Raw genomic sequence first — 14,259 nt, 5'->3', positions numbered from 1 at the left:
CATTGTGTCGCCAGAATGATTACTGGGTAACCAGCTCAACCGGAGTTTCGATGACGCCGTTGGTGCCACTGTCGACCTTTTCGCCCTTGAGCATTTTCAGGGCAGTCTCGATGCCGAACACCGCCTGTTTGGCTGCAAACTGGTCAGCAGTAGCCAGGACGCGGCCGTCCTTGAGCATCGGCTTGATGGCATTGATATTGTCGTAACCCACCACTTGCACCTTGCCCGCCTTGCCTGCTGCGCGCACCGCCGAAACAGCACCGACCGCCATGCTGTCGTTACCCGCCAGCAGGGCCTTGGTTTGCGGGTACTCGCTGAGTATCGAGGCGGCAACCTTGTTGCCTTTATCGATTTCCCAGTCACCAGACTGCAACGAGACGACCTTGATCTGCGCCGCTTCCATTGCGTCCTTGAAGCCAGCGGTGCGAGCCTGGGCGTTGGTGGTGGTGGAAACCCCTTCGATGATGCCGACTTCGTCACCGGCCTTCAGTTGCCTGGCCAGGTATTCGCCCACCAGACGCGCGCCTTTGCGGTTATCCGGGCCTACGAACGGTACGGTCATGTTCTTGCTTTTGACGACGGCCGGGTCCAGTTGGTTGTCGATGTTAATCACAGTGATACCGGCATCGATGGCCTTCTTGATCACCGGAACCATCGCTTTGGAGTCGGCTGGCGCAATGACCAACGCATTGACTTTGGCCAGAATCATTTGCTCGACGATGCGCGTCTGGCCAGCCGTGTCCGTTTCATCCTTGATGCCATTGGAGATCAGGTCGAAATCGGCGGCGTGGTCTTTCTGATAGGCCTTGGCGCCATCCTCCATGGTCAGGAAGAATTCGTTGGCCAGGGATTTCATGACCAGTGCGACTTTAGGTTTTTCCGTGTCGGCGAAGGCCGAAGAGAGGGGCAAAGCGGCGGATGCGGCAGCCAGCATAGCGACAGCGAGAAGACGTCCAGCGAATGGCAGCTTCATGAGTTCACTCCGATCTTATGATTATTGTGAGCAACGCTTGTACTGCATACGTTTCTAATCCGTTCTCCAGCGCTCTGATACGCGGGAACAAGGATCGCCGTGCCAACGGAGCCAAGCCGTCGACAGGGCTGCGCAAACGTTTGCGTAGACCGAACTATGCGAAGCCTGCTGACATTTGTCAACGGTCAGAAAAAACCGTTTTGTGGTCTGTCTGGCAAAAAACGGCAATCGCGATTATGCCGTCGTGTTGAGCATCGATCCGCTGCTGGAGCCCTTGGCCAGCTCCTTGACCAGGCTGCCGGCCACCTCCATTAGCGCACCGTTGGTGTCAGCGATCTGCCCCTGAATCGCCATGACCGCGGTGGTCTTGGCTTCTGGCGTTGGATATGACGCGGCTTGGGCCGCAGCCAATTGCTGTTGCTGCTGGCGCAGCTGTTCTTGCAGTTCCTTCATGCGCTGGAGCAGCATCTTCACCGTAACGCTGGCGTTACCACCGTCATCGGCGCCGGTCTCCGCACCCGGGTTTTGCCCTACCGGGCCTGTCCTGACTTGCTTGCTTGCACCCTCCTTGCCACCCACCCGTTGCATCGCGGCGTCTGCCGTCGCGTCGCTCAATGCGTTGACCGTAGCAAGGGATTTGCCGCCAATCGTGATACCGCCTGCGTTTGGAAAACCGACTGAAATGGACATATGAGCTCCTGCAAAAAAATGATCCTGAAGGGATCATCGACCCCTGAGCGGTTTTCTTTAGCGCTAATACCCTTTCTAAAGTGTGGGAATCCTAGATTTATGCTGTAGGAGCTTTCGGACAGCCGAACACTTCTCTTACACATATTCGGAAACCCGGACGACAATCGCCTTGAGCGCCACCACACCTGAACAATAAGTTGTTTAAAATCATAAAGTTAAAATAATTTTCAATCCTGGGTATGACTGGTACAGATCCTGCTCTTACTGGGCATCCCCGGCATTCAGATCTGCTTGGGGTGTTTCTAGATGAACCTGCATCAGCACCGTCATCACTATTAGAGAGAAAACAATGAAATCTGCCTTCAATACCTTTATTCCGGGCGCTTTGGCCCTCCTGCTGCTCCTCCCGACTGCACTGCAAGCAAAAGAAGTCGAAACCCGACAGAAACTGGCAAACGTGGTCGTCCTCGCTACAGGCGGCACGATTGCCGGTGCTGGCGCCAGCTCAGCCAACAGTGCTACGTACCAGGCCGCAAAAGTCGGGATCGAGCAGTTGATCGCCGGCATCCCTGAACTGAGCCAATTGGCCAATGTTCGCGGCGAGCAAGTGATGCAAATCGCCTCCGAGAGCATCACCAACGAAAACCTGCTGCAACTGGGCCGCCGCGTGGCCGAATTGGCCGACAGCAAAGACGTCGATGGCATCGTTATTACTCACGGCACCGACACCCTGGAAGAGACCGCCTACTTCCTGAACCTGGTGGAAAAAACCGACAAGCCAATCATCGTTGTCGGTTCGATGCGCCCAGGCACCGCGATGTCGGCTGACGGCATGCTTAACCTGTACAACGCCGTCGCCGTAGCGGGTAGCAAAGATGCTCGCGGCAAAGGCGTGCTGGTCACCATGAACGACGAAATTCAGTCGGGTCGTGATGTCAGCAAAATGATCAACCTCAAGACTGAAGCGTTCAAAAGCGCATGGGGCCCATTGGGCATGGTGATCGAAGGCAAATCCTATTGGTTCCGCTTGCCAGCCAAGCGCCACACCATGGATTCGGAATTCGACATCAAAACCATCAAGAGCCTGCCTGACGTCGAAATCGCCTATTCCTATGGCAATGTCGACGGCACCGCTTACAAGGCCCTGGCCCAAGCTGGCGCCAAAGCCATCATCCATGCCGGCACCGGCAATGGCTCGGTGTCTTCGCGTTTGGTTCCAACCTTGCAGACACTGCGCAAGGATGGCGTGCAGATCATTCGTTCTTCCCACGTCAATGCCGGCGGCTTTGTCCTGCGCAACGCCGAACAGCCAGACGACAAGTATGACTGGGTCGTTGCGCATGACCTGAACCCGCAAAAAGCCCGCATCCTGACGATGGTTGCATTGACCAAGACGTCGGACAGCAAAGAGCTGCAACGGATGTTCTGGGAGTACTGATTCACTGCGTCCGGCCTGATCCCGCCGGACGCTTCCCCCCCACTCGCCCGCTCGGGCGAGTGATCTGCACCCCGCCGCTCTCGCCATTTCTTCTGAACAATCTCAAACCGGTTTACACCAAACGGAAAAACTCGCTGTGAGAGGATTTTCTTGAATGTTAAGCAGTTGCGAAATTGCCTACAGTTAAATACTGTATGCACGTACAGCTTAATAAGGAGCACCCTGTGACCACGACCTCTTCAGCAGCGACCAACCCTCCAGGCGCTTACGAACGACTCGGTTTGCGCGTTCAAAAAATCATCAACTCCCCGACCGCCCAAAAAGCCAAGACCGCCCTGATCTTCCGTCTGCCCGACGAGCCAGTAGATGAATGGGAACGCCTGCTCAAGGAAATCGCCGAGAACGACAACGTCACCCTCGCTTATCGCGACGATGGCGGCGTGCAGATTTTCTGGGTTGTGCCGACGGAAGACTGAGTCAATGATTGTTCGCTGTTTGGCTTTGCTGTTGTTGCTCTTCGTTGTCGTCAGTGCTCAGGCGGATGCGCCACGCACGTTCAACGAAGCGAAAAAGGTCGCCTGGACACTCTACGCCCCACAGTCCACCGAGTTCTATTGTGGCTGCAAATACACGGGCAATCGGGTCGACCTCAAAGCCTGCGGTTACGTGCCACGTAAAAACGCCAAGCGCGCAGCACGTATCGAATGGGAGCACATCGTTGCGGCATGGCAAATCGGTCACCAACGCCAGTGCTGGCAACAGGGTGGTCGCCAGGACTGCACACGTCATGACCCGACCTATCAGCGCGCCGAGGCCGACCTGCACAACCTGGTGCCAAGCATCGGCGAGGTGAACGGGGACCGTAGCAATTTCAGCTTCGGCTGGCTCCCCGTGCAATTCGGGCAATACGGTTCGTGCCTGACCCAGGTCGACTTCAAGGCCAGGAAGGTCATGCCCCGCCCGTCTATTCGCGGGATGATCGCTCGCACTTATTTCTACATGAGCAAGCAATACGGGCTACGTCTGTCCAGACAGGATCGACAGCTCTTCGAGGCCTGGAACAGGACTTACCCGGTACAACGCTGGGAGCGCCAACGCAATCAGAGCGTCGCGTGCGTGATGGGGCGCGGCAATGAGTTCGTCGGCCCCGTCGACATGAAGGCCTGCGGATAACAGGCACCAGAATCAGTTATTGAGCCGCGCTGTGCTCAACGACCATTGATTCGATATTCATCTTCTTCGCCTTGGCCAGGGCTGCGGTCAGCTCGACCTGCCTTGCCTCGGCTTCGGCTTTTGAGTTGAACGGCCCGACCAGCACGCGCTGTTTGCCGTCTTGCGTGACCACGTAGGAAACAAAACTGTGCTCGATCAGCCAGCCAGTGAGATCGCTGATCGCCTGCACGGTCTCGCCCTGAACCAGAACATCCCATTGCGGGGCAGCAGCGACAGCCGGCGCAGAAACAACCGGCGCCTGAGGTTTTTTCGACTCCCCGGCCTTTTCCTGACCACATCCGGTCAACACCAATACCGCGACCACCAACGCCATTTTGCGCACAACCTTCCCCTCTGAATGCCAAAAGCCAGGATTTTATCACCCGGGAATGCCCCGCGACCCGGTAAACAGGCCTCAAAACAACGAGAATGATGTTTCTCGCCTCTGTATAGTCGCACCTTGGGAATTAATGCAGCGTCTGCACGTCAGAAAGAGGCACCCAAACCGTGACACTTCGCACTAATCTATAGGTACTACCGACATCTGCATTGTCTGAGTCAGGTGCCCTACAAAGCTATCAAGGAGAAGATCATGCTGATACTCACCCGCAAAGTCGGTGAAAGCATAAACATCGGTGATGACATTACCATCACTATTCTGGGCGTTAGCGGCCAGCAGGTCAGAATCGGCATTAATGCCCCGAAAGACGTTGCGGTGCATCGCGAAGAAATCTACCAACGTATTCAGGCGGGTCTTACTGCGCCGGACAAGCGCGAAACCCCCTGAGCCCGTCAGCAATCAGTAGCCAGCCCTTTCTCTCACGGCAACGGCTGGCTAAAGATTCTACGCGCCCCGCCTTCCCCCATGACAACGGCGCAGCACCGACACCCTGCCGGTGATGCCGATACTAACGACATCGCCATGAGCCTTACTGTCAGACGATTCGGATTCAGCCCAGTGAAAACCTCACAGCCGGCCTGGACACTCCAATCCATAGCGCAGCAACGTTAGCCGACTATCCAAACGTCACTCCTCGCGCCATGCCTGTCGCAGCCACGACCATCAAGATAATCAACAGCGCCTCGATATGACTGATCCGCGCAAAGAGACGGACCCGCGCGATATCAATCGGTGCACCTCGACTCAACGCGATCCGCCATTTGATCAAGGCCACCATCGGTGCAATCTCGAGCAGCAGGATGATGACGAATAGAGTCATTTTCAGATGGAACAGCGGTTGATGCAGGTAATAGCCCGCCCCCTTTTCGTACCCGCCAAAGGCACGAATCCCGCCGGTAACCAGAAGAGTCAATGCACAGACGCCCCAAACGTTATCTGCCAGCAAAACACTACGAGCCCCCGCACCCTCCGCGCCTACTCGACGAAAAGCCATGCCACGCGTCAGAACACCCCAGAGCGCCAGGCCATAAGCCAAAAGATGGACCGCGGCGAGAAACCAGTGAACCAGCATCGAATTGCTCCCCATTCAAGACGAAAAATAATCGGCCTGTCAGTAGTAGTCCAAAACGCCTCGCCTCGCTTCGCAGACAAGACAAGACAAGACAAGACAAACGAGCATCTTGCCCTCACCTTCAATTGGCCGCGATCAAACGGGTACGCCACTCTGTATTATTCCGGTGTTTCGTCGCCATTCAGTTGATTGGGTTTGAGCCACAGAGCACACTTGCAACCGTTGAAGGATCAACGCCCCCATCGATCAAAAGCCCGCCCACCTGCGGGTTTTTTTTCGCCTGTGCGATGGTCGTTATCCGACACATGTGAAGAGCCCAGCGCGATGGCTGGGCTCAGTTTACTGCCGGTGCTCCATCATCTTGTCAGCAAGAACTTTGGCCCTGTCGACCAATAGATTCTGCCACTCATCGTGACTCGACTTCGGCCCCCCTACCGTTGGCGCAGTGAGATTGCTTTCGGCTATCAGCGCAGCACAAAAATACTGATCCCAAACGACTCTTTCTCCAGCCGTCCGTTTGTTCATTTGGTCGGCATTCATATTCGGCTCCTTTTGATGAGGTAGCCCAGCTATTTTACGCTCGAACCGCGCACATGCCGCGCTTGAGTTGGCAGTCGGCGCACGCCACCCCAACAACCGTAGCTCGATCCAGGCAGGCAGCCTGGTTGTCATGGCATACCCCGGGGGTAGAATTAATGGTGGATTGTCGGCATCAGTGAGACCGAGCCCTTCGAGGGCAACACCATGCAAACGACTGAAGACGCGATCATTGCAGCAGCACGACTGCGCGCCGCAAGCCGGGGAGATAACGAAGCCCTGGCTGCAGCTTCAGCACTCGAAGTCGTGGAAGCCCTGAAAAAGTCTTTAACCGGAGACAAGTACCAAGAGGCGCTCGAAAGGCTGTATCTCGAGTACACAACCTCCTGAGCTACCCGCAACCCACTCACCGGCTGCGCACTTCTGGATTGACCGACGGCAAGCACTCGAGAGTGGCCAGATCAATCAGCGTGAAATGGCCGCCCATCCAGCCGCCAGTGTCGATGTGGTAGACGTTGCCCAGCACGGTCGGCTGAAGGACCACCGTGTGGCCGACGATCACGGCCCTGATGCCCCTGACGCCAGTAGCGTTTTCGCTGGTAATGCGCGAACGGGACCACTGGCAGATCGTTTGAACACTACGCCGCATCGAGCCTTGCTCCCGCTCAAGGGCGCCAAGCATTTGCGCCCAATCATCGAACGGGCAATCAGCATGCACGAGTCCCACCGGCCCCATGGGCGTCATTACTTCAATTGCGATAGGCAGCTCGGCGAACAGATCGACATAGAAGGCTTGCTCAGCGCTGGACAGACCGTACAGCCAGGCACCACCGTTGATTATGTGCAGGTAACTGGCCTGGCCTTTATGGCTGAGCCGATGGCCATCGACCGCCATTTGCTCATGATTGCCCTGCACGGCAAAGAACCACGGCTTGGCCAGCCACACGTCAACGTCGGTAGATTCGGGGCCGCGGTCAACCATATCGCCAACACTGAAGAGCCGATCGGTTGCGGGGTTGAAGCCGGCGGCATCAAGTGCTGCCTGAAGCCGGGTGAAATGGCCGTGAATATCACCCACGGCAAAGTCGCGGCCCGCGGTGTTGATTGTGAAACGCTGAACCTGGGTCATGCTGCCACCCCCGGTACCTTCATAAGGCCCTTTTCAATCCAGTGTATTCGCCTCGCTTGCGACTCTTATGCTACCCCCTTGAACGCTTCGAACTCAGACATTTGCGAAGGCAAATGCTGACTTGAAGGTGTATCGCGGTGGGGGTTTTTCAAAAAATTTGAAAAATCACAGACAACAAAAAAGGGCCCACCTTTCGGTGAGCCCTTCTAGACCGCCCAGCAGAGCGGATTTTGTTTGGTAGGCGCGATTGGACTCGAACCAACGACCCCCACCATGTCAAGGTGGTGCTCTAACCAACTGAGCTACGTGCCTGCTGTGAGGCGGCATTCTACGGAATTCCGGAGGGGTGTCAACACCTTTTTTTCACCTAACCCTATGAATATGCAAAATATTTAATTTTGGTACAGCAAAGAAGATATTCCGGGTAGCTGGCAGTCGATTTTTAACTCAGGTAGGATCGGAGCAATCGTAAAATATATTAAACAGAGGTTACAGGATGGCGAACATCCCTTATCCGGAATCCTATTACGCCGCGTCGGCCAACGCCGCCCCGTTGCGCCCAACGCTACGGGATGACGTAGAGACCGATGTCTGCGTTATTGGTGCGGGCTATACCGGCCTGTCCAGCGCACTGTTTTTGCTGGAGAGCGGGTTTCGGGTGACAGTCCTGGAGGCTGCCAAAGTCGGCTTCGGCGCCTCGGGTCGCAACGGTGGCCAGATCGTTAACAGTTACAGCCGCGATATCGATGTGATCGAACGCAGCGTTGGCCCCAAGCAAGCGCAAATGCTCGGTCAAATGGCGTTTGAAGGCGGCAAGATCATTCGCGACCGCGTGGCCAGATACCAGATCCAGTGCGACCTGAAAGACGGTGGCGTGTTTGCAGCCATCACCCACAAGCAAATGGGCCATCTGGAGTCGCAGAAGCGCCTGTGGGAGCGCTACGGCCACACTCAGCTGGAACTCCTGGACAAGCGCCGCATTCGCGAAGTCGTCGCCTGTGATCAATACGTGGGCGGCATGCTCGACATGAGTGGCGGCCACATCCACCCGCTCAACCTGGCACTGGGTGAAGCTGCGGCCGTCGAATCGCTGGGCGGGACGATTTACGAACAGTCACCCGCCGTACGCATCGAGCGTGGCGCCAACCCGGTGGTGCATACGCCTCAAGGCAAGGTCAGGGCCAGGTTCATCATCGTCGCCGGCAACGCCTACCTGGGTAATCTGGTTCCGGAGCTGGCCGCCAAATCAATGCCGTGCGGCACTCAGGTGATCACCACCGAACCCTTGAGCGAAGAGCTGGCAAAGAGCCTGTTGCCTCAGGATTACTGTGTCGAGGACTGCAACTACTTGCTCGACTACTATCGCCTTTCTGGCGACAAGCGCCTGATCTTCGGTGGCGGCGTGGTGTACGGCGCCCGGGATCCGGCCAACATCGAAGCGATTATTCGACCGAAGATGCTCAAGGCCTTCCCGCAGCTCAAGGATGTGAAGATCGATTACGCCTGGACCGGCAATTTCCTGCTGACCTTGTCGCGCTTGCCGCAGGTCGGACGCCTGGGCGACAACATCTATTACTCCCAGGGCTGTAGCGGCCATGGCGTGACCTACACGCATCTGGCAGGCAAAGTCCTGGCCGAAGCCTTGCGCGGTCAGGCAGAGCGCTTTGATGCCTTTGCCGACCTGCCGCACTACCCTTTCCCCGGCGGCCAGTTGTTGCGCACTCCGTTTGCCGCACTGGGCGCCTGGTATTACGGCCTGCGAGACAAGTTCGATTTCTGATTGAATGCCAGCACACCTGTAGGAGCACGGCTTGCCGGCGATGGCGTCATTGAAATAGCTATCGCGAGCAAGCTTGGCTCCTACGCATGGTGGGAGCCAACATTCGGATTCCAAATTCCACAAACAAAAAACCCCGGTCTTTCGACCAGGGTTTTTGCTATCGACTCGAAGTAGCCAGTGGCTCTCTTCGTAGCTTCAAGGCGTTCAGTGGGCCTTGAGGCAGATATGGCGCAGCGGACGGGACTCGAACCCGCGACCCCCGGCGTGACAGGCCGGTATTCTAACCGACTGAACTACCGCTGCGTATCGCTCAGACTTGCGTCTGTGTGAACCTTTGTCGGATTGAAGAGCTGAGGCTTTTCAATCTCAAACCGGGAAAACCCGATCTGGAAATATGGCGCAGCGGACGGGACTCGAACCCGCGACCCCCGGCGTGACAGGCCGGTATTCTAACCGACTGAACTACCGCTGCGCGTCGGTGGAGGCTTTTTACAGCTTCCTTCCTGCTTTCGCAAGACTCAAGAAGTGGTGGGTGATGACGGGATCGAACCGCCGACATTCTGCTTGTAAGGCAGACGCTCTCCCAGCTGAGCTAATCACCCTTTGCTTCTCTGAGGCCGCGAAATTTACGCAGATACCGAAGCTAAGTCAATAGCCTGCTTGAAGTTTTTCTGAAAAAGACAAAATCATGTCATCTCCCGGGCACCAATCTGTGACACCCCCAACCTCAAGCCGTCTCCAGCCATGCCCCGGCACCCCGGTTAATCGCTATAAATCATTTTCTTGGTCATGCCGCCATCGACCACAAACTCCTGGCCCGTGACAAACCCGGCATTCTTCGACAGCAGCCAGGCCACCATCGCCGCCACATCCTCGACGTTCCCTACCCTCCCCGCCGGATGCTGAGCATGATCTGCATCGCTCAGCGGTTCGGCACGCCGCGCCGCCGGATCACGCGTATCGATCCAGCCGGGGCTGACCGCATTGACCCGAATCTCCGGCCCCAGGCTGATGGCCAAGGCGTGAGTCAATGCCAGCAAACCGCCCTTGCTCGCCGCGTAAGCCTCGGTATCCGGCTCCGACTGCGCCGCTCGGGTCGAGGCCAGATTGACGATGGCGCCGCTGTGAGCACGCAAATAAGGCGCACAATGCTTGGCCAGCAGCATGGGCCCACTGAGGTTGACCGCCAACACCCGATTCCAGTACGCCAGATCGAGGCTTTCCAATGTAATGTTGTGCGGATCGGCGACGGCCGCATTGCACACCAGCGCGTCGATGCGACCGAACCGCCCGAGCACCTCGGCGACACCCTGCGCCACCTGCTGCTCATCGGCCACGTCCATACCGATGAAGCAGGCGTTGTCACCCAGCACCCCGGCAACCTTCGAGCCGCGCACCCTGTCCAGATCGGTCAGCACCACCCGCCAGCCTTCGCTGACCAGCCAGGCGGCAATCCCCAGACCTATGCCGCGCGCAGCACCAGTGACCAGTGCAACCCGGCCATGAGTACCACTTGCAGGCGTGGACAACTCGATCACAAGGCAGCCAGGCCACGCGCCAGATCTGCTTGCAGGTCACCCACATCTTCCAGGCCGACCGCAATGCGGATCAAGCTGTCGCGAATCCCCGCAGCCTCACGCTCTTGCGGCGCCAGGCGACCGTGAGAGGTGGTGCTCGGATGGGTAATGGTGGTCTTGCTGTCACCGAGATTGGCAGTGATCGAAATCAAGCGCGTGGCATCGATAAAGCGCCAGGCGCCCTCTTTGCCACCCTTGACCTCGAAACTCACCACCGCGCCAAAACCCTTCTGCTGGCGCTGAGCCAACTCATGCTGCGGATGGCTCTTGAGGCCGGCGTAATGGACTTTCTCGATGCCGTCCTGCTGCTCCAGCCACTCGGCCAACTGCTGAGCATTGGCGCAGTGCGCCTTCATGCGCAGGCTCAAGGTTTCCAGACCCTTGAGGAAGATCCAGGCGTTGAACGGGCTCAAGGTCGGCCCGGCAGTACGCAGGAAGCCGACGATTTCTTTCATCTGCTCGCCACGACCGGCCACCACACCCCCCATGCAACGGCCCTGACCGTCGATGAACTTGGTTGCCGAATGCACGACCACGTCCGCACCGAGCTTCAGCGGCTGCTGCAAGGCTGGCGTGCAGAAGCAGTTGTCGACCACCAGCATCGCGCCCTTGGCGTGAGCGATTTTCGACAACGCAGCAATGTCCACCAACTCAGCCAAAGGATTGGACGGCGATTCGACGAACAGCAATTTGGTGTTGGCCTTGATCGCCGCGTCCCAGCCGGACAATTCCGCCAAGGGCACGTAATCGACCTCGATGCCAAAACGCTTGAAGTACTTTTCGAACAGGCTGATGGTCGAGCCGAACACGCTGCGCGAGACCAGCACATGATCGCCAGCGCTGCACAGACTCATCACCACTGCAAGGATTGCTGCCATGCCGGTGGCCGTCGCCACGGCCTGCTCGGCACCTTCAAGAGCAGCAATCCGCTCTTCGAACGAACGAACGGTCGGGTTGGTGTAGCGCGAGTAAACGTTGCCCGGCACTTCGCCAGCGAAGCGTGCCGCCGCATCGGCAGCGGTACGGAACACGTAGCTTGAAGTGAAGAACATCGGATCACCGTGTTCGCCTTCCGGCGTGCGGTGCTGACCGGCGCGTACGGCCAGGGTATCGAACGCTACGCCATCGAGGTCGCTGTCCAGCCGACCGGCATCCCATTCCTGACTCATGCTGTCACTCCTTGCCTTGTTCTTTATTGGTAGATACAAAACCGGCCCCTCAGGGCCGGTAGAAACTCAGTTGTTGTACAGATCGATGATCGCACTGACTGCCTGCGTCTTGACCTTGGAGGCATCGTTACGTGCCTGCTCGATCTTGTTCAGGTAAGCCTCGTCGACGTCACCGGTGACGTACTTGCCGTCGAACACCGCACAATCGAAGTTCTCGATCTTGATCTTGCCGCCACCGACCGCTTCGATCAAGTCCGGCAGGTCCTGATAGATGAGCCAATCAGCGCCGATCAGATCAGCCACGTCCTGAGTCGTACGATTGTGGGCGATCAACTCGTGGGCGCTCGGCATGTCGATGCCGTACACGTTCGGGTAACGCACGGCTGGCGCTGCCGAGCAGAAGTAGACGTTTTTGGCGCCGGCTTCGCGAGCCATCTGGATGATCTGCTTGCAGGTGGTGCCGCGAACGATCGAGTCGTCCACCAGCATCACGTTCTTGCCGCGAAATTCCAGCTCGATGGCGTTGAGCTTCTGGCGTACGGATTTTTTCCGTGCAGCCTGGCCCGGCATGATGAAGGTCCGGCCGATGTAGCGGTTCTTCACGAAGCCTTCGCGGAACTTCACACCCAGGTGGTTCGCCAGCTCCAGCGCCGCGGTGCGACTGGTATCCGGAATCGGGATGACCACGTCGATGTCGTGATCCGGACGCTCGCGCAGGATCTTCTCGGCAAGTTTCTCACCCATGCGCAGGCGGGCCTTGTAAACCGAAACGCCGTCGATGATCGAATCCGGACGCGCCAGGTAGACGTGTTCGAAGATGCACGGAGTCAGCGATGGGTTCGTCGCGCACTGACGGGTATGCAGCTTGCCGTCTTCAGTGATGTAGACCGCTTCGCCCGGCGCGAGGTCGCGAATCAGGGTAAAACCAAGCACATCCAGGGAAACGCTTTCGGAGGCGATCATGTATTCGACGCCTTCGTCGGTGTGACGCTGGCCGAAGACGATCGGACGGATACCATGCGGATCACGGAAACCGACGATGCCATAACCGGTCACCATGGCCACCACCGCGTAACCACCCACGCAACGGTTGTGCACATCAGTGACAGCCGCAAACACGTCTTCTTCGGTTGGCTGCAACTTGCCGCGCTGGGCCAGTTCGTGAGCGAACACGTTGAGCAGCACTTCCGAATCGGAGTTGGTGTTGACGTGGCGCAGGTCAGATTCGTAAATCTCCTTGGCCAGCTGTTCAACGTTGGTCAGGTTACCGTTGTGCGCCAGGGTGATGCCATACGGCGAGTTGACGTAAAACGGTTGAGCTTCGGCCGAAGTCGAGCTGCCCGCGGTCGGATAACGCACATGGCCAATGCCCATGTGACCGACCAGGCGCTGCATGTGACGCTGATGAAACACGTCACGAACCAGACCGTTGTCCTTGCGCAGGAATAACCGGCCATCATGGCTGGTCACGATACCGGCAGCGTCCTGGCCGCGGTGCTGGAGGACGGTTAGCGCGTCATACAGCGCCTGATTGACGTTCGACTTACCGACGATACCGACGATGCCACACATGCGACGCAACCCCTACTTAATGAAACTGAACTGAACACATCTCACTGCGGCGTTTTGGCCGTCGGCAAGAGATGCTCCTTGAACGGTATGTCAGCGGGTACGCTGATACCGCTGGCCAGCCACTGACTGCTCCACCCTAATATGAGGTTTTTGGACCAGTCTGCAACTAATAGAAATTGTGGCACGAGCCTTGACTCCTGCCACCACTTATCCTGCTGTACCGGGCCCAGACTCAAGAGCCCGACGGCGGTGACCACCAGCAGCGCGCCACGCGCCGCGCCGAAGGCCATGCCAAGAAAACGGTCGGTCCCGGACAGGCCGGTGACGCGAACCAGTTCGCTGATAAGGTAATTGATCATTGCGCCCACCATTAAGGTGGCAACAAACATGATGGCACAGCCCGCGATCACGCGAGCCGACGGGGTTTCGATGTATCCGGCGAGGTACCCGGACAGCGAGCCACCGAACATCCAGGCAACGGCCCCTGCGATGATCCAGGTCAGCAGCGATAGCGCTTCTTTAACGAAGCCGCGGCTCAGACTGATCAAAGCGGAGATGGCGACGATCGCGACGATCGCCCAGTCAACCCAGGTAAATGGCACAGTGCAGCCTACAGACGGATAAGGCGGCGCATTTTAGCAGAGCCCATGGCTATCGGTAAGCTGCGATTGCAAGTGCATTTGAAATCAAATGGTTATAACAAACGCCAG

General features: G+C 57.5%; 16 protein-coding genes and 4 tRNA genes. 6 read left to right on the top strand and 14 right to left on the bottom strand.

Going from position 1 to position 14,259, the window contains the following annotated elements; translation table 11 throughout:
• Positions 1 to 19: 19 nt before the first annotated feature.
• Together HK44_RS11270 and HK44_RS11265 are read right to left on the bottom strand one after the other, a co-directional pair.
• Positions 20 to 973: a sugar ABC transporter substrate-binding protein gene (locus HK44_RS11270; protein ID WP_019692651.1), complete on the bottom strand. Its 954-nt coding sequence runs from the start codon at positions 971 to 973 to the stop codon at positions 20 to 22.
• Positions 974 to 1,207: 234 nt separating this feature from the next.
• On the bottom strand, positions 1,208 to 1,663 hold the full coding sequence (locus tag HK44_RS11265; RefSeq protein ID WP_019692652.1) for a hypothetical protein: 456 nt from the start codon (positions 1,661 to 1,663) through the stop codon (positions 1,208 to 1,210).
• 349 nt (positions 1,664 to 2,012) lie between these two features.
• Here HK44_RS11265 and HK44_RS11260 point away from each other — a divergent pair, with 349 nt between their 5' ends.
• The 3 genes from HK44_RS11260 to HK44_RS11250 all read left to right on the top strand — a co-directional run bounded on the left by HK44_RS11260 (position 2,013) and on the right by HK44_RS11250 (position 4,274).
• Positions 2,013 to 3,101, top strand: a complete 1,089-nt coding sequence (locus HK44_RS11260; RefSeq protein ID WP_019692653.1) for an asparaginase — start codon at positions 2,013 to 2,015, stop codon at positions 3,099 to 3,101.
• 194 nt (positions 3,102 to 3,295) lie between these two features.
• The gene (locus HK44_RS11255) at positions 3,296 to 3,577 is read left to right on the top strand and encodes a DUF1654 domain-containing protein (RefSeq protein ID WP_052014740.1); all 282 of its coding nucleotides are present in this window, start codon (positions 3,296 to 3,298) and stop codon (positions 3,575 to 3,577) included.
• 4 nt (positions 3,578 to 3,581) lie between these two features.
• Positions 3,582 to 4,274, top strand: a complete 693-nt coding sequence (locus HK44_RS11250) for an endonuclease (RefSeq protein ID WP_019692655.1) — start codon at positions 3,582 to 3,584, stop codon at positions 4,272 to 4,274.
• 16 nt (positions 4,275 to 4,290) lie between these two features.
• On the opposite strand, the gene HK44_RS11245 is transcribed toward HK44_RS11250, so the two are convergent.
• Positions 4,291 to 4,656 carry an SPOR domain-containing protein gene (locus HK44_RS11245; RefSeq protein WP_020723544.1) on the bottom strand — a complete coding sequence of 122 codons (366 nt, stop codon included), beginning with the start codon at positions 4,654 to 4,656 and terminating at the stop codon, positions 4,291 to 4,293.
• 249 nt (positions 4,657 to 4,905) lie between these two features.
• Between HK44_RS11245 and csrA the strand changes: the two genes are divergently transcribed.
• Positions 4,906 to 5,100 (top strand): carbon storage regulator CsrA, encoded by a 195-nt coding sequence (csrA, locus tag HK44_RS11240; protein WP_007920550.1) that lies wholly within the window; start codon positions 4,906 to 4,908, stop codon positions 5,098 to 5,100.
• A gap of 229 nt (positions 5,101 to 5,329) precedes the next feature.
• Here the strand turns inward: csrA and HK44_RS11235 are convergent, their stop codons facing one another.
• Complete coding sequence (locus HK44_RS11235; protein WP_019692657.1) at positions 5,330 to 5,785, bottom strand: DUF2214 family protein; 456 nt, start codon at positions 5,783 to 5,785, stop codon at positions 5,330 to 5,332.
• A 339-nt stretch (positions 5,786 to 6,124) separates the two neighbouring features.
• Complete coding sequence (locus tag HK44_RS11230; protein ID WP_019692658.1) at positions 6,125 to 6,325, bottom strand: hypothetical protein; 201 nt, start codon at positions 6,323 to 6,325, stop codon at positions 6,125 to 6,127.
• A 204-nt stretch (positions 6,326 to 6,529) separates the two neighbouring features.
• Here HK44_RS11230 and HK44_RS11225 point away from each other — a divergent pair, with 204 nt between their 5' ends.
• Positions 6,530 to 6,712, top strand: a complete 183-nt coding sequence (locus tag HK44_RS11225) for a hypothetical protein (protein WP_019692659.1) — start codon at positions 6,530 to 6,532, stop codon at positions 6,710 to 6,712.
• A 16-nt stretch (positions 6,713 to 6,728) separates the two neighbouring features.
• On the opposite strand, the gene HK44_RS11220 is transcribed toward HK44_RS11225, so the two are convergent.
• Together HK44_RS11220 and HK44_RS11215 are read right to left on the bottom strand one after the other, a co-directional pair.
• Complete coding sequence (locus HK44_RS11220) at positions 6,729 to 7,451, bottom strand: metallophosphoesterase (protein ID WP_019692660.1); 723 nt, start codon at positions 7,449 to 7,451, stop codon at positions 6,729 to 6,731.
• A gap of 235 nt (positions 7,452 to 7,686) precedes the next feature.
• A tRNA-Val gene (locus HK44_RS11215) sits at positions 7,687 to 7,763 on the bottom strand.
• Positions 7,764 to 7,947: 184 nt separating this feature from the next.
• On the opposite strand from HK44_RS11215, the gene HK44_RS11210 reads away from it, so the two are divergent.
• A complete protein-coding gene (locus HK44_RS11210) occupies positions 7,948 to 9,231 on the top strand; it encodes an NAD(P)/FAD-dependent oxidoreductase (protein ID WP_019692661.1) in 1,284 nt (427 codons plus the stop codon).
• A gap of 226 nt (positions 9,232 to 9,457) precedes the next feature.
• Here the strand turns inward: HK44_RS11210 and HK44_RS11205 are convergent.
• The 7 genes from HK44_RS11205 to HK44_RS11175 all read right to left on the bottom strand — a co-directional run bounded on the left by HK44_RS11205 (position 9,458) and on the right by HK44_RS11175 (position 14,151).
• Positions 9,458 to 9,534: transfer RNA gene (locus HK44_RS11205), tRNA-Asp, on the bottom strand.
• Between the two features lie 92 nt (positions 9,535 to 9,626).
• Positions 9,627 to 9,703 (bottom strand) — tRNA-Asp (locus HK44_RS11200).
• A gap of 54 nt (positions 9,704 to 9,757) precedes the next feature.
• A tRNA-Val gene (locus HK44_RS11195) sits at positions 9,758 to 9,833 on the bottom strand.
• A gap of 159 nt (positions 9,834 to 9,992) precedes the next feature.
• The gene (locus HK44_RS11190) at positions 9,993 to 10,769 is read right to left on the bottom strand and encodes an SDR family oxidoreductase (protein ID WP_019692662.1); all 777 of its coding nucleotides are present in this window, start codon (positions 10,767 to 10,769) and stop codon (positions 9,993 to 9,995) included.
• Positions 10,766 to 11,977, bottom strand: a complete 1,212-nt coding sequence (locus HK44_RS11185) for an O-succinylhomoserine sulfhydrylase (RefSeq protein ID WP_019692663.1) — start codon at positions 11,975 to 11,977, stop codon at positions 10,766 to 10,768. The genes HK44_RS11190 and HK44_RS11185 overlap by 4 nt, the downstream gene beginning before the upstream one ends.
• A 66-nt stretch (positions 11,978 to 12,043) precedes the next feature.
• Positions 12,044 to 13,549, bottom strand: a complete 1,506-nt coding sequence (gene purF / locus HK44_RS11180; RefSeq protein WP_019692664.1) for an amidophosphoribosyltransferase — start codon at positions 13,547 to 13,549, stop codon at positions 12,044 to 12,046.
• 41 nt (positions 13,550 to 13,590) lie between these two features.
• Positions 13,591 to 14,151 (bottom strand): CvpA family protein, encoded by a 561-nt coding sequence (locus HK44_RS11175; RefSeq protein ID WP_019692665.1) that lies wholly within the window; start codon positions 14,149 to 14,151, stop codon positions 13,591 to 13,593.
• Between the last annotated feature and the right edge of the window lie 108 nt (positions 14,152 to 14,259).

This window comes from Pseudomonas fluorescens HK44 (assembly GCF_000217955.3).
GTDB lineage: Bacteria > Pseudomonadota > Gammaproteobacteria > Pseudomonadales > Pseudomonadaceae > Aquipseudomonas > Aquipseudomonas fluorescens_AQ.
The sequence above is the reverse complement of the archived record's forward strand: the minus strand, read 5'-3'. Positions and strand labels throughout refer to the sequence as shown.

What these genes read in the sequence shown, in the direction of transcription:
- HK44_RS11265 (WP_019692652.1), bottom strand. Translation starts at nt 1,663, where the DNA reads ATGTCCATTTCAGTCGGTTTTCCAAACGCAGGCGGTATCACGATTGGC.
- HK44_RS11185 (WP_019692663.1), bottom strand. Translation starts at nt 11,977, where the DNA reads ATGAGTCAGGAATGGGATGCCGGTCGGCTGGACAGCGACCTCGATGGC.
- HK44_RS11230 (WP_019692658.1), bottom strand. Translation starts at nt 6,325, where the DNA reads ATGAATGCCGACCAAATGAACAAACGGACGGCTGGAGAAAGAGTCGTT.
- HK44_RS11250 (WP_019692655.1), top strand. Translation starts at nt 3,582, where the DNA reads ATGATTGTTCGCTGTTTGGCTTTGCTGTTGTTGCTCTTCGTTGTCGTC.
- HK44_RS11270 (WP_019692651.1), bottom strand. Translation starts at nt 973, where the DNA reads ATGAAGCTGCCATTCGCTGGACGTCTTCTCGCTGTCGCTATGCTGGCT.
- HK44_RS11210 (WP_019692661.1), top strand. Translation starts at nt 7,948, where the DNA reads ATGGCGAACATCCCTTATCCGGAATCCTATTACGCCGCGTCGGCCAAC.
- HK44_RS11235 (WP_019692657.1), bottom strand. Translation starts at nt 5,785, where the DNA reads ATGCTGGTTCACTGGTTTCTCGCCGCGGTCCATCTTTTGGCTTATGGC.
- csrA (WP_007920550.1), top strand. Translation starts at nt 4,906, where the DNA reads ATGCTGATACTCACCCGCAAAGTCGGTGAAAGCATAAACATCGGTGAT.
- HK44_RS11225 (WP_019692659.1), top strand. Translation starts at nt 6,530, where the DNA reads ATGCAAACGACTGAAGACGCGATCATTGCAGCAGCACGACTGCGCGCC.
- purF (WP_019692664.1), bottom strand. Translation starts at nt 13,549, where the DNA reads ATGTGTGGCATCGTCGGTATCGTCGGTAAGTCGAACGTCAATCAGGCG.
- HK44_RS11255 (WP_052014740.1), top strand. Translation starts at nt 3,296, where the DNA reads ATGCACGTACAGCTTAATAAGGAGCACCCTGTGACCACGACCTCTTCA.
- HK44_RS11260 (WP_019692653.1), top strand. Translation starts at nt 2,013, where the DNA reads ATGAAATCTGCCTTCAATACCTTTATTCCGGGCGCTTTGGCCCTCCTG.
- HK44_RS11220 (WP_019692660.1), bottom strand. Translation starts at nt 7,451, where the DNA reads ATGACCCAGGTTCAGCGTTTCACAATCAACACCGCGGGCCGCGACTTT.